Genomic DNA, 20928 nt, shown 5'->3' on the forward strand with positions numbered 1-20928 from the left:
CACCGCCCGATGAACGTTTTCGACTCAATTCGCAGCGCAATATTTCGCCCGTTGGTGGTGGCCGTCGCGACGGCGGCCGCCCCGCTGTGCTGCCCCGCGCCCCCCGCGGCCGCCGGCCCGTGTCCCGACGTCGAGGTGGTCTTCGCCCGCGGCTCCGGGGAGCCGCCCGGGCTGGGCGGGGTCGGACGGTCGTTCGTCGATGCGCTGCGCCCGCAGATCGGTGCGCGGACGCTGGGTGTCTACGCGGTCAGCTATCCCGCGAGTACCGACTTCTCCAACCCCGACTTCCCGGCCGGATTCATCGAGGGGGTGCGCGACGCGAGCTCCCACGTCGAATCCACGGCGGCCAACTGCCCCAACACCAAGGAGGTGCTGGGCGGGTACTCCCAGGGCGCCGCGGTGGCCGGGTTCGTCACCTCGGCATCCGTGCCGCCCGGCGTCCCGGCCTCCGAGGTGCCCAAGCCGATGCCGCCCCAGGTCGCCAACCACGTCGGGGCGGTCACCATGTTCGGGACGCCCTCGGACCAGTTCATGAAGCAGTACCGGGCGCCGGTGATCGTGATCGGGCCGCTGTACCGACCGAAGACCATCGAACTGTGCGCGCAGGGCGATTCGGTCTGCGGTGACGGCAGCAATCCCGCGGCCCACATGTCCTACACGGTGAACGGCATGGTTCAGCAGGCCGCCCAATTCGCCGCGGGCCACCTGTAGTCCCATGCACGTACTCGTCACGGGCGGAACGGGATTCGTCGGCGGGTGGACGGCCAAGGCCGTAGCCGACGCCGGGCACTCCATCCGGTTCCTGGTCCGCACCCCCGCCAAGCTGCAGACGACCGTCGCCCGGCTGGGCGTCGACGTGTCGGACTTCGCGGTCGGCGACATCACCGACCGGGTGTCGGTGCGCGAGGCGCTGCGCGACTGTGACGCCGTCGTGCACAGCGCCGCCCTGGTGGCCACCGATCCGCGGCGGACCGCGGCGATGCTGGCCACCAACATGCAGGGCGCGCAGAACGTGCTCGGTCAGTCCGTCGAGCTGGGCCTGGATCCGATCGTGCACGTGTCGAGCTTCTCCGCCCTGTTCCACCCCGGCCTGGACACCCTGTCGGCGGACCTGCCGGTGGTCGGCGGGTCCGACGGGTACGGCACCTCCAAGGCGCAGGTCGAGATCTATGCCCGCGGGCTGCAGGACGCCGGCGCGCCGGTGAACATCACCTATCCCGGCATGGTGCTCGGCCCGCCGGTGGGCGACCAGTTCGGCGAGGCCGGCGAGGGCGTCCGGGTCGCGCTGCGCATGCACGCGATCCCGGGCCGGGGTGCGGCGTGGCTGGTCGTCGACGTCCGCGACGTCGCGGCGTTGCACGCGGCGCTGCTCGAGCCCGGGCGCGGGCCGCGCCGCTACATGGCGGGCGGCCACCGGGTCCCGGCCGCCGACCTCGCGGCGATGCTGGGGCAGACGGGCCGCACCCCGATGGTCGCCGTCCCGGTTCCCGACGTCGCGCTGCGCGTCGCCGGCGCGGTCCTGGACCGGGCGGGCCGGCTGCTGCCGTTCGACACGCCGTTCACCGCGGCGGGCATGCAGTACTACACCCAGATGCCGGCGTCGGACGACTCGCCCAGCGAGCGCGACCTCGGCATCGTCTGGCGCGATCCGCGCGACACCCTGACGGACACCATCGCGGCGCTGTGACCGCGCGCTAGGACTTAAGGCTTCCGCAACGGGCCCTAATGCCCTCGTCGGGCATAGCCGCCGGGAGGAACATCGCGATACCGTTTGCGATTCCCGACGGGCGGTAGGAGTCCGCAATGACCAAACCGATTCCAGCCCTAGATCTTTCATGGTTGCTGATCGAGTCGCCCACCGGCACGACCCACGTCGGGGCGATGATGCTGTTCCAGAAGCCGCCCGGTCGCGCGCCGATCGTCCGGGACATCGTCGAGGAGTTGCGGGCATACCCGCCGTCGCCGCCGTTCAACTACGTGCCGGAGATCGTGGGCCGCGGCGGACCCCATTTCCGGGAAGTCGCGGGCTGGGACCAGCGCTACCACATCGGGCATCTGGCGCTGCCCGCCGGCGCCACCTACGACGACCTGCTGCACCTCGTCGCCGACCTGCACGAACCGATGCTCGACCACGACCGGCCGCTTTTTCGCTTCTGGGTGATCGACGGGGTCCCCGGCCGGAAGTTCGCGATATACACCAAGACTCATCACTCGATCATCGACGGGGAATCCGGCCTGCAGCGAATCTATGCGGGGCTGAGCACGTCCGACCGGCCCACCGTGCCCATCCCCGGCTTCGCGCTCGACACACCGGCGCCGCCGCAGCACCCGTCCACGCCACTCGCAGAGCGGATCGCGGCTCCACCACGTGGTGCACTCGGTCGCCGCGGCCAAGAAGGAGTTGGCCGGCATGTCGACCGAGGCGGCGATGACCTACGCGGTCGGACTCGTCGCGCTCGCGGGGCTGGGCGCATCCACGCACCTCGACCGCATCGCGCACCCCGCGTGCAACCTCGTCATCTCCAACGTCGCCGGCGCCAAGGAACCCCGCTACCTCAACGGTGCACGGCTGCTCGGCATCTACCCCGTATCCGCGCTGGCCGCCTCGATCGGGCTCAACGCCACGCTGGCGTCCTACCACGACAGCATGGATTTCGGGTTCGTCGCCAACGCCGCGGCGCTCGGCGACCTCACGCGACTCACCCGGCACACGGCGCAGGCCTACGCGGAGCTGAAGCGGGCCGCAAGCACCGTATCGGTCTCGAAACACTAAGCGGCGGGCTCGATCTCGAGTCCGACGTGGACCTTGTCGATGCCACCGCGCACGAGCGAGTGCGCATAGAACCACCAGGCGTGGTACCAGTACCGCTTGAGCACGGCGTTGTAGACGCGCCGCGTCTCGGACTTGGGCAGCACCCGGGCCACCCCTTCGACGGCATCACTTTTGGGCTTGCCCAGCGATCCGCTCCGGGCGATCGTCACTCGGGGGGTGTTGCGGATGCGCTTGACTTTCCACGACGCGTCGTCAGTGATGACCAGCAGCTTGTTCCCCTCGGGAACCCCCCAGATCGCGGTCGGTTTGGGCCGGCCGTCCTTGGTGAACGTCGTCAACAGCAGGTACTTGGACTTGATGACGTCCTGGAAACTGGTGGTCACGCCGGGACAGTTCCCGATCGCACGCCTTTCTAATCCTCGGGCGCCGCTGTGGCAGTCTTTGTCGATGGCCACCACGCGGGACCTGCTGATCGAGGCCACGAGTCAGATCATGGTCGAGGAGGGTTACGCCGCGGCCACGTCGCGTCGGGTCGCGGCCCGGGCCGGCGTCAGACCCGCCCTGGTGCACTACCACTTCCCCAGCATGGACGAGTTGCTCCTGGCCGTATTCCGCCGCGGCGCCGCCGCTTACCTCGAGCGCCAGCAGCGGGCGCTGGCGGCCGAGCGGCCGCTGCACGCCTTGTGGGACACGCTCACCGAACCCAAGGACACCCGGCTGCTGCTGGAGTTCATGGGACTTGCCAACCACCGCAAGGAGATCCGCACCGAGATCGCCGCCTGGTCGGAGCGGTGGCGCGAGACGCAGACCGCCGCGCTGGACGCCATCGTCCGGGAGCACGGCCTCGACCCGGGGGAGTTCCCGCCGGCGGGCCTCGCGGTCGTCATCGCGGCGGTCGGCCGGACCCTGATCCTCGAGCAGGGCCTGGGCAGCAGCGCCGGCCACCGGGAGGCCGTCGCCCTGGTCAACCGGTTCCTCGACCGCTTCGAGATGCCGCGTTAGGGCAACACGACCCGCAGCCGCTCCCAGCCGCGGACGGTCGAGGTGGACGCGAGTTGGGCTGTGGCGTAGTCGATGTCCCACTCGGGCCAGCGGTTGAGCAGTTCGTCGAGCGCCACGCGGCCCTCCAGGCGGGCCAGGTTCGCGCCGAGGCAGTAGTGCACGCCCTTGCCGAACGTGATGTGGGAGATGTTGTCGCGGCCGATGTCGAACGTGTCGGGAGCGGCGTAGCGGCGCGGGTCGCGGTTGGCGGCGCCGAACAGCAGGAGCACGGCGCTGCCGGCGGGAACCGTGGTGCCGTAACACTCGAAGTCGCGCGCCAGCCAGCGGGCGACGTGCGGCCCGGTGGGCTCGAACCGCAGGGTCTCGTCGACGGCGCGGTTGAGCAGCGACCGGTCCCGGTGGATCCGCCGGCGCTGGTCGGGATGCTCGGCGAGCACCTTGGCCAGCCAGCCGATCAGCCGGCCGGTCGTCTCGTTGCCCGCACCGGCGACGACCTGGGTGTAGTGCAGCACCTCTTTGCGGGTCAGCTTGCGCCGCACGCCGCGCTCGTCGTCGAACTCGACGTTGAGCAGCGTCGTCATCAGGTCGTCGGACGGGTTCCTGGACCGCCATTCGACGTAGTCGGCATAGATCCGGCCGTCGGCGATCGACTCGGCGTCGGCGACCCGCAGCGGTGCACCCGGTTTGGTGCGCAGGTTGGCGTCGTTGGCGTCGCGGACCGAAACCTGTTCGGACTCCGGGATTCCCAGCAGCATGCCGATCACCCGCATCGGCATCATGGACGCGAGTTCGGCGATGATGTCGAAGCCCGGCGACCCCACCAGCGGGTCCAGGCACCGGATGCAGTACCGGCGGATCTGGTCTTCGAGGGCGGCCATCCGGCGCGGGGTGAACACCCGCGACATCAGCCCGCGCAGCCTGGTGTGCTCGGGCGGGTCCTGGAACATCATGACCCCGCCGGGCATCTCGTACTCCGACTGGACCAACTCGAGGATGTCGCTGCGGCGGCTGGAGAAAACCTCCCAGTTGGCCAGCGCCTGCTCGACATCGGAATGCCTTGACAGCGCCCAGAAGTCGTACCGCTTGTTGTGGTAGACCGGCGCTTCCTCGCGCAGCCGCGCGTAGACCGGGTAGGGGTCGGCGATGATGCCGACGTCGTAGGGGTCGTAGTACACGGCCGTGTCGTCGGTGACGGTCGGGCCCGCCATGGCAACCTCGCTTCCGGCTCCTGGGCGATCGCCCAGTCTTGCGCGCCGGCCGCGCCGGCGTCAAGCACCGCCCGGGTGTGAAGAATGATGACCCGGGCGTGAAACATGCGTTAAGGGCCTCGCCAACCGGGCGGCGCGCCGCCATGGTGGGAGCATGGGCTCTCCCACGGCTGTGACCGCCCGCCTGCTGTCCGGCGCCGGGGCGGTGCGCGTCACGCTGGCCTACGCCGTCGCGCTGGCCGGTGTGTCGCTCACACTGACCGCGCTCGGCCGGCACGCGCGCGAGGCCGCCGTGAGCCGCATGAGCACCAACCTGCACAACCTGGCGCACGGCCGGGTCACCACCCTGGTCGGCAGCGCGTTCGTCGACAGCGGCGGCGGCCTCGTGGTGTGGCTGCCGGGATTGGTGTGCCTGCTGGCTCTGGGCGAACTCGCCTGGCGCGGCAGGGGTGTGCTGCTCGCGTTCGTGGTCGGCCATGTCGGTGCCACCCTGATCGTCGCGGCGGGATTGGTCGCCGCGGTCGAGACGCGATGGCTGCCGGGCTCGGTGGCGCACGCCAGCGACGTGGGGATCAGCTACGGCGCCGTGGGCGTTCTCGGCGCGCTGACGGCGGCGATGCCGTCACGCCGGCGGGCGGCCTGGGCCGGTTGGTGGATCGGCGCCGCGGTGGCGGCGGCCCCGGCCGCGGGCTTCACCGGCGTCGGCCACGTCGTCGCGCTGCTGCTGGGCATTGGCCTGTCGGCGCGCCTGCCGGCGATGACCCGCTGGACGGTCCTGCACGTGGTACTGCTGGCCGTGGGTGTGGTCTTCGGCTTCTGCGTGCTGGCGGGGCCGTCGGTGACGGCACCGGTCGCCGCACTGGCGGGGGCGGTGTGCGCCGGCCTGGCCGGAAAGGCCGTTACCCACAGCCGGTGCCGCTTGCGCACCCGGGCCGGCGCCGCACGGTAGTAGGGTTGGGCCAGCTCAAAAGGGGTGGCCATGACAGCGATGCGGCTCCGCTGCATAAGCCTCGCCGCGCTGATCGCCGAAGCGGGCGGTGACCCGTGGGCGATCGATCGCGGCCTGCAGGCCGGCAGCCCGGCGCAGATCTCGCGCCTCGCCGAGGCGTTCCACGCCGCCGGCCGCTGCACCGCCGAGGCCGACGCGGCGTTCACGCAGGCCCGCGGCCGCTTCGACGCGGCCTGGAACCACCGCGACGGCGATCACCCGATCAACGCCTCGGCCGAGGTCGCGCGGGCGGCCGCGGTGCTGGGCGCGCAGTCGCTGCGGCTGCCCGCCATCGGCGTCGACCTGGAGAACGTCGCCGCCGCGCTGGCCGAGGCGCAGCGCGGCGCGGCCGGGCAGATCGCGGCCCTCGAATCCCGGTTGCCACAACTCGACCGCCTCATCGGGCAGGCCGCCGAACTCGAACGCGATCCCGGCCTGACGCCCTCCGCCCGAAGCGATCTCGAGGCCCTGATCACCGCCTGCGAAGACGACGCGATCGACGACACCCGGGCCGCCCTGGGCGCGCTGCGGTCCCTGCGCGACGACTACGCCGGATCCCTGCGCACCGCGCTGGCCACGGTGCGCGGCGACGGCTACGACGCGTCGCCGCTGCAGGCCCTCGACGGCCCCGAGCCGTCGGCCGGCACCACGCCCGAAGACGTGCGCAGGTGGTGGGATTCGCTCGGCACGCAAGACAGGGAGCGCCTGATCGCGGCCCACCCGCCCGGGCTGGGCAACCTCGACGGCATGCCGGCCGAGGTGCGCGACGCGGTGAACCGGGCGGTGCTGCACGACGACCTGAGCAGGGTGGAGGATGCGGGCCGCGCGCGCGGCATCTCACCCCGGCGCCTGCGCGACGCCGTGCTGCACGACCGCGACGACGATCTGCTCGCCCGCCCCGGCGGGTACGGGCTTTCGGCCGCCGACGTCGCCCGCTACCGGAACGCGGTGAAGACCGACCAGGGCGTCGGGCACGACGAGGGGCCCGACCCCGACCATCCGCGGCCCGTCCTGCTCTGGGCCTACGACCCGGCGGCATTCAACGGCAAGGGCAGGGCGGCGATCGCGATCGGCAACCCGGACACGGCCCACAACGTCGCCGTCGTGGTGCCCGGCACCAACAGCAGCGTGCAGAAGGGCTGGCTCTACGACGGGCACAACGACGCCGTCAACCTCTACGACCAGGCGCTGAGAGCCGACCGCACCCGGTCCACCGCCGTGCTCGCGTGGATGGGCTACGACGCTCCGGACCTGGACCCCGCGACGCTGCGGGAGGTCGGCACACCGTGGCTGGCGCGCCAGGGCGGCGGGCTGCTGGCCGCCGACGTCAACGGCCTGGCGGTCACCCATGACGGCCCCGTCCCGGCGCACGTGACCGTCATCGGCCATTCCTACGGTGCGACGACGGTGGCCGACGCGTTCGCCAACAGCGGCATGCACGCCGACGACGCCGTGCTGATCGGTTGTCCCGGAACCGATCTGGCGCACAGCGCCGCGGATTTGCGGCTGCGCGGCGGCCGGCTCTACGTCGGCGCCGCCTCGACCGACGCGATCAGCTGGATCGGGGAATCGGGCAGCGCCGCCCCCAACGCGCTCAACGCCCTGCTCGGCGGCCCGTTCGGGCCGTGGGCCGGCCTGGGCCCCGACCCCGCGCACGACGGCTTCGGGTCGGTGCGTTTCCGGGCCGAGGTCGCCGGCTCCCCCAGCGCCGTGCCGTGGTTCGACGACCATTCGCACTACTACGACGTGGGCGGCGAAGCGCTGCACAACATGACCGAGATCAGCACCGGTCACGGCGATGCCCTGGGCGGCGAAGGGATGCTGGCCGCCGCCCGCGACGAAGAACGGATAGCCACGCCCCGCGAGGTGCGCACGCCCTTCGGAACGATCCCGCTGCCGCACATCGAAATCCGCGCACCTTTCACCGGCGATCCGGAATGGGATCGCGGCTCCGACTCCGTCACCCGCGACCATGAGTTCAGGTAGCCGGTCGCGCCGGTTCGCGGCGCTGACCGCCGTGGCCGTCGTGCTGGGAGGTTGTGCGTCGATGTCTCCGTCCGGGCAGGAGCCCGACTCCCCGCTGTCCGACCGGCAGGCCATCGCCCAGGTTGTCGACGCGGCCAGCCAGATCGCGAAAGTTGCCGGCCTGCAAGACCCTTCGGGCGGTTTCAGCTGGGAGTCCTGCAACGACCAGGGCGAGCCGCCGTACCGCGGCCGCGTCGACATGACGTTCGCCGTGCCGCCCGGCGTCGACCACGACGCCTACTTCGCGCGGATCGCCACGACCATGGTGGCCGACGGCTGGGCGCCCGCCACGGGAACCGCCATCCACCGGGACGGTGTGCTGGCCCGGATCGGCGTGAGCCCCTTCACCGGGGCCGACGGGGCGGTCCAGCTCTTCGGCGAGTGCCGCAACATGTCCGACCACCGCGCCGACAGCAACGGCTTCAGCATCAAAGATCAACTGCGGCAAGGGTGATCCGGTGCCGGCCCGCCGGAACGGCGACCGCCGCACCCGTGACGGTGTCGCCGATCCGCACCTCGGTGCCGGGCGGCAACCGGTCCAGCGTGATCGTGGCCGGGTCGTCGGTGGAGACGGTGATCGTGGCGCAGGGCAGGGCGGCCAGCCCGGCCCGGGCGGTGTCGACGGTCAGGGCGGCGACGCCGTCGAGCCGCAGCGTCAGGCGGGGCCGCGGTTGCGCGCGGCGCCCGAACCGCCAGGAGCGTTGCGCGTACACCCCGGGCGTCGGGTTGAAGTTCATGATGAGCCCGCCGCGGCGGTGGGTGCGGAACGTCTGATCGGGCCGCGCGTAGGACCGCGCCTCCACGACGGCGACGCCGCCGCGGCGCGCCGCGGTCCGCGTGGTGGCCCGCAGTTCCGACAACCACCAGACCCGGTGCGGCCCGACGCCCAGCCCGGGGCGCGACAGCTGCGGGTACCAGGCGAAGCTGATGCGGCCGGGGTCGGCCATCCGGGTCGCCGTGCCCATGTGGGCGACCGCGTCATCGAACTTGCCCTGCAGCGCCAGGGCCACATGGTCTTCGGCCGGGTAGACGGTGAAGCGGTAACGGTAGCCGAGCCGGTCGAGCCGGAACACCTGCTGCAGCACCGACGGGATCGGCACGAACTCGTCCAGCACGCCGTGGGCGATGACGAAGGGCAACCATCGGGCGTTGCGCAGCAGCGGCCACGTTTCACCCTCCCGCGCGCAGTGCGAGTCGGGGTCGGGATCGGCCGCGATGTCCATTCCGGGCAGCAGCCGGATGCCGCACGTCGGGGGCCCGGCGAGCACGACGGCCTGCGCGAACACGCTCGAATAGGTCAGGCCCAGCCGGTAGGCCGCATAGCCGCCCATCGAGAAGCCGGCGATCACGGTGCGGTTCGGGTCGGTGCCGAGTTGCTCGGCGGCGCGCGCCCAGACTTCCCAGAAGTCCAGCTCACCCTCGTCGAGGTACCAACACGCCGGGCCCCGCCCCAGCGGGGTGACCACCACCGAGTCGCGCTTCTCGCAAATCTGTTCCAGCAGTTGCGGATCGACGGCGGCGAACTGGTTCTGGCCCATCGCGATCGAGTGCAGCAGCAGGGTCAGGGGCAGCGTGCGCCCCGGTGCGAAGCTTTTCGGCAGGCACACCGAGTAGGGCTGGACACGGCCGAGGAAGTGCGGCTCGGTGGCCAGGAAGTCCGCTTCGGCCACCCCCTGGCCCAGCTCCAGCGAGGAGACGTACCAGCGCGTCGAGATGCCGGTCACCACCGGCTCCGCGGTTGTCGCGCCGGCCGCGAGTTCGTCCCACGCCACGACGAGGCCGAACCGCGACACGTCGCCGTCGGCGAGCGCGGCGGCCTGCGCCTGATCCATCCAGAAGTTGTGGCGCACGGGTTCCTGGTCGTGCCGGCGGAAGGCGACGTTGTACACGTTGGGTTGACCCGACTGCGCTCCGCGCTCGGCCGGCACGTCGGCGAACCCGTCACCGGTCGGGTCGGCCAGACCGGCCACCAGCCGCACCGTCCAGGTCCCGGCCGGCTCGGCCAGCGCGCGCGGGACCTGGGCGAGGAACGACCGCGCCTCCCGGTCGACGCTGTGCCCGACCGCGGTGCTCGCCCCGGTGGCCAGGTCGATCAGCCAGGCGCCCGCCCCGGACACCAGCAACGCGGAGTCGACGCCCGGGGAGCGCACCCCCGCCCCGGCCGGCCAGTGCCCGTCGCCGCCCGGGGCGGCCCCCGTGTCGAACGCGAACAGCCCGATCGGCACCGACGGGTCCTGCAGGGTGTTCCAGTCGATCCGCCACCAGGTGTGGGTGTCGGTGAGCCCGACGGCGACGCGGAAGATGTCGGCCCCGTTGCCGGCGGCGGGCCCCTCCGGATAGAGGTAGGTGCCCTTGGGCGGCACGATGCGTCCGGGCGGCATGGTGATCCGGGTGCCGCCCGCCCCGTGGTCGTCGTGGAGGAAATCGGTCCAGAACACCGCACCCGCGGCCATCCGTCCGGTGCCGCAGGTGCGCGGGAAGTGCTCGCCGAACGGCCAGCCCTGCGGTGCGGGCAGCGGTGGTTCGGGCCGCCGGGCCGCATCCGGCACACCCTCCGGCATGCCGTCGACCACGACCGGCGCCGCCGTGGTCGCGGGTTCCTCGCCGCCACGCGGCCCCGCGCCGCCGGCCAGACGGCGCGCGGTGCGCAGGGGCAACACCGCGACGTCGAAAACGGAGCCGGGCAGCCGCGTCACCCAGTCGATCGGCAGCCTCATGTCGTTGTGGGGACTACCCGCCACGGCGGCGGCCGATGTTCTCCCGATGTTGAGGAATGAGTGAGAAAACGCCGGCGCCGCCCGGCATCGTGTATCGCGCGCACGCAGCTACCCCGATCTGGTTAGCTGGCCCCGGGGGGACGACACCATCGATCGCCCCGTGAAGGAGCCAGTCATGTTCCCCTCAACACTCATCCGGCGCCGCGCCGTGGTCGGCGCGCTGACCGCCGGCGCGGTTTGCGGCGCGCTGCTCGGTGCCACCGCGGCGACCGCCGCGGCCGATGCGACGCCCCGGCCGCCGAACTGCACGGCCGCCGACGTTGCCGGGGTCGCGGCCGGCGTCGCGGCGGCGCTGTCGGCCTACCTGTTCACCCACCCCGACGTGAACGAGTTCTACACCGGCCTTCAGGACCAGCCGAAAGGCCAGATCCGCGACGACGTGCAGAACTACTTCGGCGCCAACCCGGAGGAGCAGGCCGACCTCGAGAACATCCGGCAGCCGATGGTCGACATCAGGCAGCGCTGCAACTGGACTCCGCTGCTCAGTGCGGAGGGTGCGCAATGACGCCGCGGTATTGGGCCGCGGCGGGGATCGCCGTGTTTGCTCTGACCGCGATCCCCGAGGCGTGGGCCGTCATGCAGCCCTCCGGCGTGGCCCGCGCCGACGTCTGCGCGAGCGTCGGCAGGCGCATTTCGGTGAGCGGGTGCACCAACGTTGCGGACACGATCGGCACCTATGCCCCGCCGCCGGCCGACTACGCGCCGCTGCCCGGGGACTATCCGCCACCACCGCCGCCACCGCCCGGACCGACTGTGTGCGCCAACTTCGGCCGGCGAATCAGTGTGAGCGGGTGCACCTAGGTGGCTGGTGTTTTTCGCGTGGCGTTGACCGGGTAATCGGGTGCGGTCGGCGAGAATGGTTGGGTGAGTTTGGGTTTGACGCCGAAACAGGCGGATTTGTGGCGGTCGACGGTGGATTTCTGCGAGGGCCGGGTGGCGCCGGACTCGATTTACAGCGTGCTGCACCGGGAGTGCTTCAACTTGTTCGGCGATGAAATGTTCGCCGACTTGTTCACCGATGTCGGCCGGCGCAGCGTGCCGCCGATGATTGTGGCGGTGGTGATGGTGTTGCAGCGCATCGAGGGGCTTTCGGATCGGGAGGCGGTGGATCGGTTCGCGTTCGACGCGCGGTGGAAGTATGCCGCGGGCGGGCTGGACTTCGATTATCCGGGGTTTGTGCACACCGTGTTGGTGGACATGCGCGCGAGGCTGGCCCGCTCGGATCGCCCGGACCGGATCTTTGAGGTCACCCTGCAAGCGGCCAAGGCGGCCGGGCTGGTGGGCCGTAAGCGGGTGCTGGACTCGACCCCGCTGTATGACGCGGTGGCCACCATGGACACGGTCACATTGATCCGCTCGGCGATCCGGGGACTGCTGGCGGTCGCCGGCGCGGAGCTGCAACCCGCGCTGCGGGCGCGGCTGTCCCGCGACGACGACTACGTCAGCGCCGGCAAACCGGTGTGTGACTACGACGACGTGGCGGCGCGCGAGGCGCTGGTGGACGCGCTGGCCCGCGACGCGTCTGCGCTGCTGGCCTGCCTGGATGAGCAGGCGCTGAAGCCCGAGGTGGACAAGGCGGCCAAACTGTTGGCCACCGTGGTCGGCCAGGACCTCGACCAAGACGCCGCCGACGGGATATTCCGCATCGCGCGCCGTGTGGCCGCCGATCGGGTGATCTCCACGGTGGACCCGCAGGCACGCCACGGCCACAAGACCTCCGCGCGGGGTTTCGACGGATACAAGGGTCACATCGCGATCGACCCCGACGCCGAGATCATCACCGCCACCGAAGTCACCGCCGGCAACGCCGGCGACGCCCAACCCGCCACCGACCTGCCGGCCGGCGACCTACCCACTCCGGTGACCAGCGACACCAACACCGCCGACGGAGATTGCGTTGATCCTCAGGACGACTCGAGCCTCGGTGCAAGTGCTGGCACGACGACCGCGGCCAGCGCGGTCGGTGATGGTGATGGCGACGGGAGCGCCCCCAGCGTGTGCGGAGCCCAAGACCAGCGATGCCCGGCGGTTTACGGCGACGCCGCCTACGGTGCGGGCAAACTGCTGGCCGTGTTGGAAACCGCGGGCGCGGAAATCTTCACCAAGGTGCAGCCACCGACCGCGCCGGGTGGCCGCTACGCCAAGGACCGCTTCGTCATCGACCTCGACGTCGGCACGGTCACCTGCCCGGGCGCGGTGACCGTGCCGATCCGCCCGGCCAAGGGCGGCGGCGGCAACGCGGTGTTCGGCCCGGCTTGCGCCTGCTGCCCACTGGCCGAGCAGTGCACCAGCTCAACCGCCGGGCGCACCATCGCGATCAGCCGCTACGAGGCCGAACTCACCCGTGCTCGCACCACCCAAGCAGATCCGGGCTGGGTCGCCGACTACAAGGCCACCCGGCCGAAAGTGGAACGCAAGATCGGCCACCTGATGCGCCGCCGCCACGGCGGCCGCCGTGCGCGCGTGCGCGGCACCACCAAGGTCGCCGCCGATTTCTCCCTGCTGGCCGCCGCGATCAACCTCGCACGCCTGGGTGTGCTCGGATTACACCGGGAAGGCGCAAACTGGGCCGCCGCCACGACCTGAGGCCGGTCGGCGATGCCAACCGGCCCACCAGGACCGCCTGTAGACCAGCCAAGCAACGGAATCGCCAATCCCGACAACCGAATTCACCTGAGCTAGGAACCGCTCACGACCACACGAGCATCGCCCAATAGCCCGACCGGTCAACCAGCGCCCCCACAATGGCCGTTCGACACCAGCCACCTAGGTGGCTGGTGTTTTTCGCGTGGCGTTGACCGGGTAATCGGGTGCGGTCGGCGAGAATGGTTGGGTGAGTTTGGGTTTGACGCCGAAACAGGCGGATTTGTGGCGGTCGACGGTGGATTTCTGCGAGGGCCGGGTGGCGCCGGACTCGATTTACAGCGTGCTGCACCGGGAGTGCTTCAACTTGTTCGGCGATGAAATGTTCGCCGACTTGTTCACCGATGTCGGCCGGCGCAGCGTGCCGCCGATGATTGTGGCGGTGGTGATGGTGTTGCAGCGCATCGAGGGGCTTTCGGATCGGGAGGCGGTGGATCGGTTCGCGTTCGACGCGCGGTGGAAGTATGCCGCGGGCGGGCTGGACTTCGATTATCCGGGGTTTGTGCACACCGTGTTGGTGGACATGCGCGCGAGGCTGGCCCGCTCGGATCGCCCGGACCGGATCTTTGAGGTCACCCTGCAAGCGGCCAAGGCGGCCGGGCTGGTGGGCCGTAAGCGGGTGCTGGACTCGACCCCGCTGTATGACGCGGTGGCCACCATGGACACGGTCACATTGATCCGCTCGGCGATCCGGGGACTGCTGGCGGTCGCCGGCGCGGAGCTGCAACCCGCGCTGCGGGCGCGGCTGTCCCGCGACGACGACTACGTCAGCGCCGGCAAACCGGTGTGTGACTACGACGACGTGGCGGCGCGCGAGGCGCTGGTGGACGCGCTGGCCCGCGACGCGTCTGCGCTGCTGGCCTGCCTGGATGAGCAGGCGCTGAAGCCCGAGGTGGACAAGGCGGCCAAACTGTTGGCCACCGTGGTCGGCCAGGACCTCGACCAAGACGCCGCCGACGGGATATTCCGCATCGCGCGCCGTGTGGCCGCCGATCGGGTGATCTCCACGGTGGACCCGCAGGCACGCCACGGCCACAAGACCTCCGCGCGGGGTTTCGACGGATACAAGGGTCACATCGCGATCGACCCCGACGCCGAGATCATCACCGCCACCGAAGTCACCGCCGGCAACGCCGGCGACGCCCAACCCGCCACCGACCTGCTGGCCGGCGACCTACCCACTCCGGTGACCAGCGACACCAACACCGCCGACGGAGATTGCGTTGATCCTCAGGACGACTCGAGCCTCGGTGCAAGTGCTGGCACGACGACCGCGGCCAGCGCGGTCGGTGATGGTGATGGCGACGGGAGCGCCCCCAGCGTGTGCGGAGCCCAAGACCAGCGATGCCCGGCGGTTTACGGCGACGCCGCCTACGGTGCGGGCAAACTGCTGGCCGTGTTGGAAACCGCGGGCGCGGAAATCTTCACCAAGGTGCAGCCACCGACCGCGCCGGGTGGCCGCTACGCCAAGGACCGCTTCGTCATCGACCTCGACGTCGGCACGGTCACCTGCCCGGGCGCGGTGACCGTGCCGATCCGCCCGGCCAAGGGCGGCGGCGGCAACGCGGTGTTCGGCCCGGCTTGCGCCTGCTGCCCACTGGCCGAGCAGTGCACCAGCTCAACCGCCGGGCGCACCATCGCGATCAGCCGCTACGAGGCCGAACTCACCCGTGCTCGCACCACCCAAGCAGATCCGGGCTGGGTCGCCGACTACAAGGCCACCCGGCCGAAAGTGGAACGCAAGATCGGCCACCTGATGCGCCGCCGCCACGGCGGCCGCCGTGCGCGCGTGCGCGGCACCACCAAGGTCGCCGCCGATTTCTCCCTGCTGGCCGCCGCGATCAACCTCGCACGCCTGGGTGTGCTCGGATTACACCGGGAAGGCGCAAACTGGGCCGCCGCCACGACCTGAGGCCGGTCGGCGATGCCAACCGGCCCACCAGGACCGCCTGTAGACCAGCCAAGCAACGGAATCGCCAATCCCGACAACCGAATTCACCTGAGCTAGGAACCGCTCACGACCACACGAGCATCGCCCAATAGCCCGACCGGTCAACCAGCGCCCCCACAATGGCCGTTCGACACCAGCCACCTAGGTGGCTGGTGTTTTTCGCGTGGCGTTGACCGGGTAATCGGGTGCGGTCGGCGAGAATGGTTGGGTGAGTTTGGGTTTGACGCCGAAACAGGCGGATTTGTGGCGGTCGACGGTGGATTTCTGCGAGGGCCGGGTGGCGCCGGACTCGATTTACAGCGTGCTGCACCGGGAGTGCTTCAACTTGTTCGGCGATGAAATGTTCGCCGACTTGTTCACCGATGTCGGCCGGCGCAGCGTGCCGCCGATGATTGTGGCGGTGGTGATGGTGTTGCAGCGCATCGAGGGGCTTTCGGATCGGGAGGCGGTGGATCGGTTCGCGTTCGACGCGCGGTGGAAGTATGCCGCGGGCGGGCTGGACTTCGATTATCCGGGGTTTGTGCACACCGTGTTGGTGGACATGCGCGCGAGGCTGGCCCGCTCGGATCGCCCGGACCGGATCTTTGAGGTCACCCTGCAAGCGGCCAAGGCGGCCGGGCTGGTGGGCCGTAAGCGGGTGCTGGACTCGACCCCGCTGTATGACGCGGTGGCCACCATGGACACGGTCACATTGATCCGCTCGGCGATCCGGGGACTGCTGGCGGTCGCCGGCGCGGAGCTGCAACCCGCGCTGCGGGCGCGGCTGTCCCGCGACGACGACTACGTCAGCGCCGGCAAACCGGTGTGTGACTACGACGACGTGGCGGCGCGCGAGGCGCTGGTGGACGCGCTGGCCCGCGACGCGTCTGCGCTGCTGGCCTGCCTGGATGAGCAGGCGCTGAAGCCCGAGGTGGACAAGGCGGCCAAACTGTTGGCCACCGTGGTCGGCCAGGACCTCGACCAAGACGCCGCCGACGGGATATTCCGCATCGCGCGCCGTGTGGCCGCCGATCGGGTGATCTCCACGGTGGACCCGCAGGCACGCCACGGCCACAAGACCTCCGCGCGGGGTTTCGACGGATACAAGGGTCACATCGCGATCGACCCCGACGCCGAGATCATCACCGCCACCGAAGTCACCGCCGGCAACGCCGGCGACGCCCAACCCGCCACCGACCTGCTGGCCGGCGACCTACCCACTCCGGTGACCAGCGACACCAACACCGCCGACGGAGATTGCGTTGATCCTCAGGACGACTCGAGCCTCGGTGCAAGTGCTGGCACGACGACCGCGGCCAGCGCGGTCGGTGATGGTGATGGCGACGGGAGCGCCCCCAGCGTGTGCGGAGCCCAAGACCAGCGATGCCCGGCGGTTTACGGCGACGCCGCCTACGGTGCGGGCAAACTGCTGGCCGTGTTGGAAACCGCGGGCGCGGAAATCTTCACCAAGGTGCAGCCACCGACCGCGCCGGGTGGCCGCTACGCCAAGGACCGCTTCGTCATCGACCTCGACGTCGGCACGGTCACCTGCCCGGGCGCGGTGACCGTGCCGATCCGCCCGGCCAAGGGCGGCGGCGGCAACGCGGTGTTCGGCCCGGCTTGCGCCTGCTGCCCACTGGCCGAGCAGTGCACCAGCTCAACCGCCGGGCGCACCATCGCGATCAGCCGCTACGAGGCCGAACTCACCCGTGCTCGCACCACCCAAGCAGATCCGGGCTGGGTCGCCGACTACAAGGCCACCCGGCCGAAAGTGGAACGCAAGATCGGCCACCTGATGCGCCGCCGCCACGGCGGCCGCCGTGCGCGCGTGCGCGGCACCACCAAGGTCGCCGCCGATTTCTCCCTGCTGGCCGCCGCGATCAACCTCGCACGCCTGGGTGTGCTCGGATTACACCGGGAAGGCGCAAACTGGGCCGCCGCCACGACCTGAGGCCGGTCGGCGATGCCAACCGGCCCACCAGGACCGCCTGTAGACCAGCCAAGCAACGGAATCGCCAATCCCGACAACCGAATTCACCTGAGCTAGGAACCGCTCACGACCACACGAGCATCGCCCAATAGCCCGACCGGTCAACCAGCGCCCCCACAATGGCCGTTCGACACCAGCCACCTAGGTGGCTGGTGTTTTTCGCGTGGCGTTGACCGGGTAATCGGGTGCGGTCGGCGAGAATGGTTGGGTGAGTTTGGGTTTGACGCCGAAACAGGCGGATTTGTGGCGGTCGACGGTGGATTTCTGCGAGGGCCGGGTGGCGCCGGACTCGATTTACAGCGTGCTGCACCGGGAGTGCTTCAACTTGTTCGGCGATGAAATGTTCGCCGACTTGTTCACCGATGTCGGCCGGCGCAGCGTGCCGCCGATGATTGTGGCGGTGGTGATGGTGTTGCAGCGCATCGAGGGGCTTTCGGATCGGGAGGCGGTGGATCGGTTCGCGTTCGACGCGCGGTGGAAGTATGCCGCGGGCGGGCTGGACTTCGATTATCCGGGGTTTGTGCACACCGTGTTGGTGGACATGCGCGCGAGGCTGGCCCGCTCGGATCGCCCGGACCGGATCTTTGAGGTCACCCTGCAAGCGGCCAAGGCGGCCGGGCTGGTGGGCCGTAAGCGGGTGCTGGACTCGACCCCGCTGTATGACGCGGTGGCCACCATGGACACGGTCACATTGATCCGCTCGGCGATCCGGGGACTGCTGGCGGTCGCCGGCGCGGAGCTGCAACCCGCGCTGCGGGCGCGGCTGTCCCGCGACGACGACTACGTCAGCGCCGGCAAACCGGTGTGTGACTACGACGACGTGGCGGCGCGCGAGGCGCTGGTGGACGCGCTGGCCCGCGACGCGTCTGCGCTGCTGGCCTGCCTGGATGAGCAGGCGCTGAAGCCCGAGGTGGACAAGGCGGCCAAACTGTTGGCCACCGTGGTCGGCCAGGACCTCGACCAAGACGCCGCCGACGGGATATTCCGCATCGCGCGCCGTGTGGCCGCCGATCGGGTGATCTCCACGGTGGACCCGCAGGCACGCCACGGCCACAAGACCTCCGCGCGGGGTTTCGACGGATACAAGGGTCACATCGCGATCGACCCCGACGCCGAGATCATCACCGCCACCGAAGTCACCGCCGGCAACGCCGGCGACGCCCAACCCGCCACCGACCTGCTGGCCGGCGACCTACCCACTCCGGTGACCAGCGACACCAACACCGCCGACGGAGATTGCGTTGATCCTCAGGACGACTCGAGCCTCGGTGCAAGTGCTGGCACGACGACCGCGGCCAGCGCGGTCGGTGATGGTGATGGCGACGGGAGCGCCCCCAGCGTGTGCGGAGCCCAAGACCAGCGATGCCCGGCGGTTTACGGCGACGCCGCCTACGGTGCGGGCAAACTGCTGGCCGTGTTGGAAACCGCGGGCGCGGAAATCTTCACCAAGGTGCAGCCACCGACCGCGCCGGGTGGCCGCTACGCCAAGGACCGCTTCGTCATCGACCTCGACGTCGGCACGGTCACCTGCCCGGGCGCGGTGACCGTGCCGATCCGCCCGGCCAAGGGCGGCGGCGGCAACGCGGTGTTCGGCCCGGCTTGCGCCTGCTGCCCACTGGCCGAGCAGTGCACCAGCTCAACCGCCGGGCGCACCATCGCGATCAGCCGCTACGAGGCCGAACTCACCCGTGCTCGCACCACCCAAGCAGATCCGGGCTGGGTCGCCGACTACAAGGCCACCCGGCCGAAAGTGGAACGCAAGATCGGCCACCTGATGCGCCGCCGCCACGGCGGCCGCCGTGCGCGCGTGCGCGGCACCACCAAGGTCGCCGCCGATTTCTCCCTGCTGGCCGCCGCGATCAACCTCGCACGCCTGGGTGTGCTCGGATTACACCGGGAAGGCGCAAACTGGGCCGCCGCCACGACCTGAGGCCGGTCGGCGATGCCAACCGGCCCACCAGGACCGCCTGTAGACCAGCCAAGCAACGGAATCGCCAATCCCGACAACCGAATTCACCTGAGCTAGGAACCGCTCACGACCACACGAGCATCGCCCAATAGCCCGACCGGTCAACCAGCGCCCCCACAATGGCCGTTCGACACCAGCCACCTAGAGTCGGTCCCCGTCCTGCGGCCTCGGTCAGTTCGCACCTAAACCAGTTGCGGACCGCCCCGAGGTAGAGCAGGGACGGTTCGTGCGCGATCCGACAAACTTGGCGGACTCGCGTGCATCCGCCTCAACGATGGTGCACACAGCCTTACAAGTCTTATTGGGTTTTATCTGAAGTTAAAAAGATGCTATAAAGCTAACAAATGGATCCGCACGTCAACCCGTACACGCCCAATGCAGGCGCAACACCACCTCTGGTCGTCGGTCGGGATGACCAGCTGGAGTCGTTCGATGTCCTGCTATCAAGGCTTGAGCGTGGCCGCACGGAGCAATCGATGATCATCACTGGGCTGCGCGGAGTCGGCAAAACGGTGCTGCTGGGCCAGTTCCGAAAGAAGGCCACGGCCCGGAAGTGGGCCACGATTGATCTAGAGGTCAGCAAGCACGATAACGACGACTTTCGCCGACAGCTCGCACGAGGTTTTCGGTCCGCCCTGTTCGAAATTTCATCGAAGGCACGTTGGGGTGATCGGGCGCGGCGTCTGGCCGCGGTGATCAAATCATTCACGTTCGCCATTGATCCGGATGGCAGGATCACGGCAGGTCTCGATACGGATGCGGCGGAAGGGGTCGCCGATTCCGGAGATCTCGCAACCGATCTCACTGAGCTTCTTGTGGCCGTAGGCGAGGCTGCCGAAGAACACAGGACGGGCGTCGTACTGCTACTCGACGAAATTCAGTTCTTGCGGCGCGACCAGCTTGAAGCGGTGGTCGCCGCGATCCACAAGACCGTTCAGCGGGAACTTCCGATCACAATGGTCGGAGCCGGTTTACCGCAGATCGCTGAACTTGCCGGCGAGGCGAAGTCCTACGCCGAGCGCCTTTTTAAGTTTCCCGACATCGGAGTGCTCTCAGAGGCGGACGCACATGCGGCGCTGCATGAGCCTGCCATGGAGGAGGGTGTCACCTTCGAGCTTGATGCGCTACAGCTTGCGTGTCAGGTGACAGGGCGCTACCCCTATTTTCTTCAAGAACTCGGCTATGCCGTCTGGCCGCTGGCGTCCGACAATCGAATCACGCGCACGGACGTGGAGCGGGCACAGCCTGTTTATGAAGAAAAGCTCGACAGCAGCTTTTTTCGAGTGCGGCTGGATCGCGCGACCGAGCTTGAACAGGCCTATCTAAGGGCGATGGCTGAACTTGGTCCAGAACCGCAGCTTGCCAGCGCCGTCGCCAGGCTCCTCAATCGGAGTTCGGAGCAGTGTGGGCCGACCCGCGCCGGACTGATTGAGAAAGGCCTCCTGTACACGCCAAGTCACGGGTATGCGGCGTTCACGGTCCCGCACTTCGATCAGTTCATGCGGCGTTCTGTACCAGAACTTTCCGTTCCTGCTGTGAGGCAACGGCGCAAGCGACGTTAAGGCTTACGGTGCAAGTCGAAAACCGCCTGCTACCGGGAAGTTCCGGTTATGGGGACCTCCG

Annotated in this window: 17 protein-coding genes and 1 pseudogene; 15 read left to right on the plus strand and 3 right to left on the minus strand. The window is 69.8% G+C overall.

Going from position 1 to position 20928, the window contains the following annotated elements; genetic code table 11:
• Nucleotides 1-9 precede the first annotated feature (9 nt).
• From ACJ512_RS28325 to ACJ512_RS28340, 4 genes and pseudogenes are all read left to right on the plus strand, one after another.
• Complete coding sequence (locus ACJ512_RS28325; protein WP_407685979.1) at nucleotides 10-711, plus strand: cutinase family protein; 702 nt, start codon at nucleotides 10-12, stop codon at nucleotides 709-711.
• Between the two features lie 4 nt (nucleotides 712-715).
• Complete coding sequence (locus ACJ512_RS28330; RefSeq protein WP_407685978.1) at nucleotides 716-1687, plus strand: NAD-dependent epimerase/dehydratase family protein; 972 nt, start codon at nucleotides 716-718, stop codon at nucleotides 1685-1687.
• 194 nt (nucleotides 1688-1881) lie between these two features.
• Nucleotides 1882-2517 (plus strand): annotated as a pseudogene (locus tag ACJ512_RS28335) (wax ester/triacylglycerol synthase domain-containing protein); the annotation flags it as partial.
• Complete coding sequence (locus ACJ512_RS28340; RefSeq protein WP_407686030.1) at nucleotides 2411-2773, plus strand: WS/DGAT domain-containing protein; 363 nt, start codon at nucleotides 2411-2413, stop codon at nucleotides 2771-2773. The pseudogene ACJ512_RS28335 and the gene ACJ512_RS28340, both read left to right, overlap by 107 nt.
• On the opposite strand, the gene ACJ512_RS28345 is transcribed toward ACJ512_RS28340, so the two are convergent.
• The gene (locus ACJ512_RS28345; protein ID WP_407685977.1) at nucleotides 2770-3156 is read right to left on the minus strand and encodes a PPOX class F420-dependent oxidoreductase; all 387 of its coding nucleotides are present in this window, start codon (nucleotides 3154-3156) and stop codon (nucleotides 2770-2772) included. The two genes, ACJ512_RS28340 and ACJ512_RS28345, sit on opposite strands and share 4 nt — an antisense overlap.
• Before the next feature lie 64 nt (nucleotides 3157-3220).
• Between ACJ512_RS28345 and ACJ512_RS28350 the strand changes: the two genes are divergently transcribed.
• Complete coding sequence (locus ACJ512_RS28350) at nucleotides 3221-3775, plus strand: TetR/AcrR family transcriptional regulator (RefSeq protein WP_407685976.1); 555 nt, start codon at nucleotides 3221-3223, stop codon at nucleotides 3773-3775.
• Here the strand turns inward: ACJ512_RS28350 and ACJ512_RS28355 are convergent.
• A complete protein-coding gene (locus ACJ512_RS28355; RefSeq protein ID WP_407685975.1) occupies nucleotides 3772-4983 on the minus strand; it encodes a cytochrome P450 in 1212 nt (403 codons plus the stop codon). The two genes, ACJ512_RS28350 and ACJ512_RS28355, sit on opposite strands and share 4 nt — an antisense overlap.
• A gap of 154 nt (nucleotides 4984-5137) precedes the next feature.
• Here ACJ512_RS28355 and ACJ512_RS28360 point away from each other — a divergent pair, with 154 nt between their 5' ends.
• The 3 genes from ACJ512_RS28360 to ACJ512_RS28370 are packed head-to-tail and all read left to right on the plus strand — an operon-like array spanning nucleotide 5138 to nucleotide 8450.
• The gene (locus ACJ512_RS28360; protein ID WP_407685974.1) at nucleotides 5138-5932 is read left to right on the plus strand and encodes a rhomboid-like protein; all 795 of its coding nucleotides are present in this window, start codon (nucleotides 5138-5140) and stop codon (nucleotides 5930-5932) included.
• Between the two features lie 39 nt (nucleotides 5933-5971).
• Complete coding sequence (locus ACJ512_RS28365; protein WP_407686029.1) at nucleotides 5972-7957, plus strand: putative alpha/beta hydrolase; 1986 nt, start codon at nucleotides 5972-5974, stop codon at nucleotides 7955-7957.
• Nucleotides 7944-8450, plus strand: a complete 507-nt coding sequence (locus ACJ512_RS28370) for a hypothetical protein (protein ID WP_407685973.1) — start codon at nucleotides 7944-7946, stop codon at nucleotides 8448-8450. The genes ACJ512_RS28365 and ACJ512_RS28370 overlap by 14 nt, the downstream gene beginning before the upstream one ends.
• On the opposite strand, the gene ACJ512_RS28375 is transcribed toward ACJ512_RS28370, so the two are convergent.
• Nucleotides 8425-10713, minus strand: a complete 2289-nt coding sequence (locus ACJ512_RS28375; protein ID WP_407685972.1) for a peptidase — start codon at nucleotides 10711-10713, stop codon at nucleotides 8425-8427. The genes ACJ512_RS28370 and ACJ512_RS28375 overlap by 26 nt on opposite strands.
• Before the next feature lie 175 nt (nucleotides 10714-10888).
• Here ACJ512_RS28375 and ACJ512_RS28380 point away from each other — a divergent pair, with 175 nt between their 5' ends.
• From ACJ512_RS28380 to ACJ512_RS28410, 7 genes are all read left to right on the plus strand, one after another.
• On the plus strand, nucleotides 10889-11278 hold the full coding sequence (locus tag ACJ512_RS28380) for a hemophore-related protein (RefSeq protein ID WP_407685971.1): 390 nt from the start codon (nucleotides 10889-10891) through the stop codon (nucleotides 11276-11278).
• Complete coding sequence (locus ACJ512_RS28385; RefSeq protein ID WP_461479914.1) at nucleotides 11275-11574, plus strand: hypothetical protein; 300 nt, start codon at nucleotides 11275-11277, stop codon at nucleotides 11572-11574. Before ACJ512_RS28380 ends, ACJ512_RS28385 begins: the two co-directional genes overlap by 4 nt.
• Nucleotides 11575-11637: 63 nt before the next feature.
• Nucleotides 11638-13359, plus strand: coding sequence for a transposase (locus ACJ512_RS28390; protein WP_461479915.1), 1722 nt, complete (start codon nucleotides 11638-11640; stop codon nucleotides 13357-13359).
• Nucleotides 13360-13606: 247 nt separating this feature from the next.
• Complete coding sequence (locus ACJ512_RS28395) at nucleotides 13607-15328, plus strand: transposase (RefSeq protein WP_407689781.1); 1722 nt, start codon at nucleotides 13607-13609, stop codon at nucleotides 15326-15328.
• 247 nt (nucleotides 15329-15575) lie between these two features.
• Nucleotides 15576-17297, plus strand: coding sequence for a transposase (locus ACJ512_RS28400; RefSeq protein ID WP_407689781.1), 1722 nt, complete (start codon nucleotides 15576-15578; stop codon nucleotides 17295-17297).
• A gap of 247 nt (nucleotides 17298-17544) precedes the next feature.
• The gene (locus ACJ512_RS28405; RefSeq protein ID WP_407689781.1) at nucleotides 17545-19266 is read left to right on the plus strand and encodes a transposase; all 1722 of its coding nucleotides are present in this window, start codon (nucleotides 17545-17547) and stop codon (nucleotides 19264-19266) included.
• A 383-nt stretch (nucleotides 19267-19649) separates the two neighbouring features.
• The gene (locus ACJ512_RS28410; RefSeq protein WP_407688402.1) at nucleotides 19650-20867 is read left to right on the plus strand and encodes an AAA family ATPase; all 1218 of its coding nucleotides are present in this window, start codon (nucleotides 19650-19652) and stop codon (nucleotides 20865-20867) included.
• Nucleotides 20868-20928: the final 61 nt, after the last annotated feature.

The organism is Mycobacterium cajalii (assembly GCF_045809005.2).
Taxonomy (GTDB): Bacteria; Actinomycetota; Actinomycetes; order Mycobacteriales; family Mycobacteriaceae; genus Mycobacterium.

Excerpts from the sequence above, each read along its gene's own strand:
- ACJ512_RS28380 (WP_407685971.1), top strand. The coding sequence starts at position 10,889 with ATGTTCCCCTCAACACTCATCCGGCGCCGCGCCGTGGTCGGCGCGCTG.
- ACJ512_RS28350 (WP_407685976.1), top strand. The coding sequence starts at position 3,221 with ATGGCCACCACGCGGGACCTGCTGATCGAGGCCACGAGTCAGATCATG.
- ACJ512_RS28370 (WP_407685973.1), top strand. The coding sequence starts at position 7,944 with ATGAGTTCAGGTAGCCGGTCGCGCCGGTTCGCGGCGCTGACCGCCGTG.
- ACJ512_RS28410 (WP_407688402.1), top strand. The coding sequence starts at position 19,650 with ATGGATCCGCACGTCAACCCGTACACGCCCAATGCAGGCGCAACACCA.
- ACJ512_RS28340 (WP_407686030.1), top strand. The coding sequence starts at position 2,411 with ATGTCGACCGAGGCGGCGATGACCTACGCGGTCGGACTCGTCGCGCTC.
- ACJ512_RS28365 (WP_407686029.1), top strand. The coding sequence starts at position 5,972 with ATGCGGCTCCGCTGCATAAGCCTCGCCGCGCTGATCGCCGAAGCGGGC.
- ACJ512_RS28330 (WP_407685978.1), top strand. The coding sequence starts at position 716 with ATGCACGTACTCGTCACGGGCGGAACGGGATTCGTCGGCGGGTGGACG.
- ACJ512_RS28355 (WP_407685975.1), bottom strand. The coding sequence starts at position 4,983 with ATGGCGGGCCCGACCGTCACCGACGACACGGCCGTGTACTACGACCCC.
- ACJ512_RS28375 (WP_407685972.1), bottom strand. The coding sequence starts at position 10,713 with ATGAGGCTGCCGATCGACTGGGTGACGCGGCTGCCCGGCTCCGTTTTC.
- ACJ512_RS28385 (WP_461479914.1), top strand. The coding sequence starts at position 11,275 with ATGACGCCGCGGTATTGGGCCGCGGCGGGGATCGCCGTGTTTGCTCTG.
- ACJ512_RS28325 (WP_407685979.1), top strand. The coding sequence starts at position 10 with ATGAACGTTTTCGACTCAATTCGCAGCGCAATATTTCGCCCGTTGGTG.
- ACJ512_RS28360 (WP_407685974.1), top strand. The coding sequence starts at position 5,138 with ATGGGCTCTCCCACGGCTGTGACCGCCCGCCTGCTGTCCGGCGCCGGG.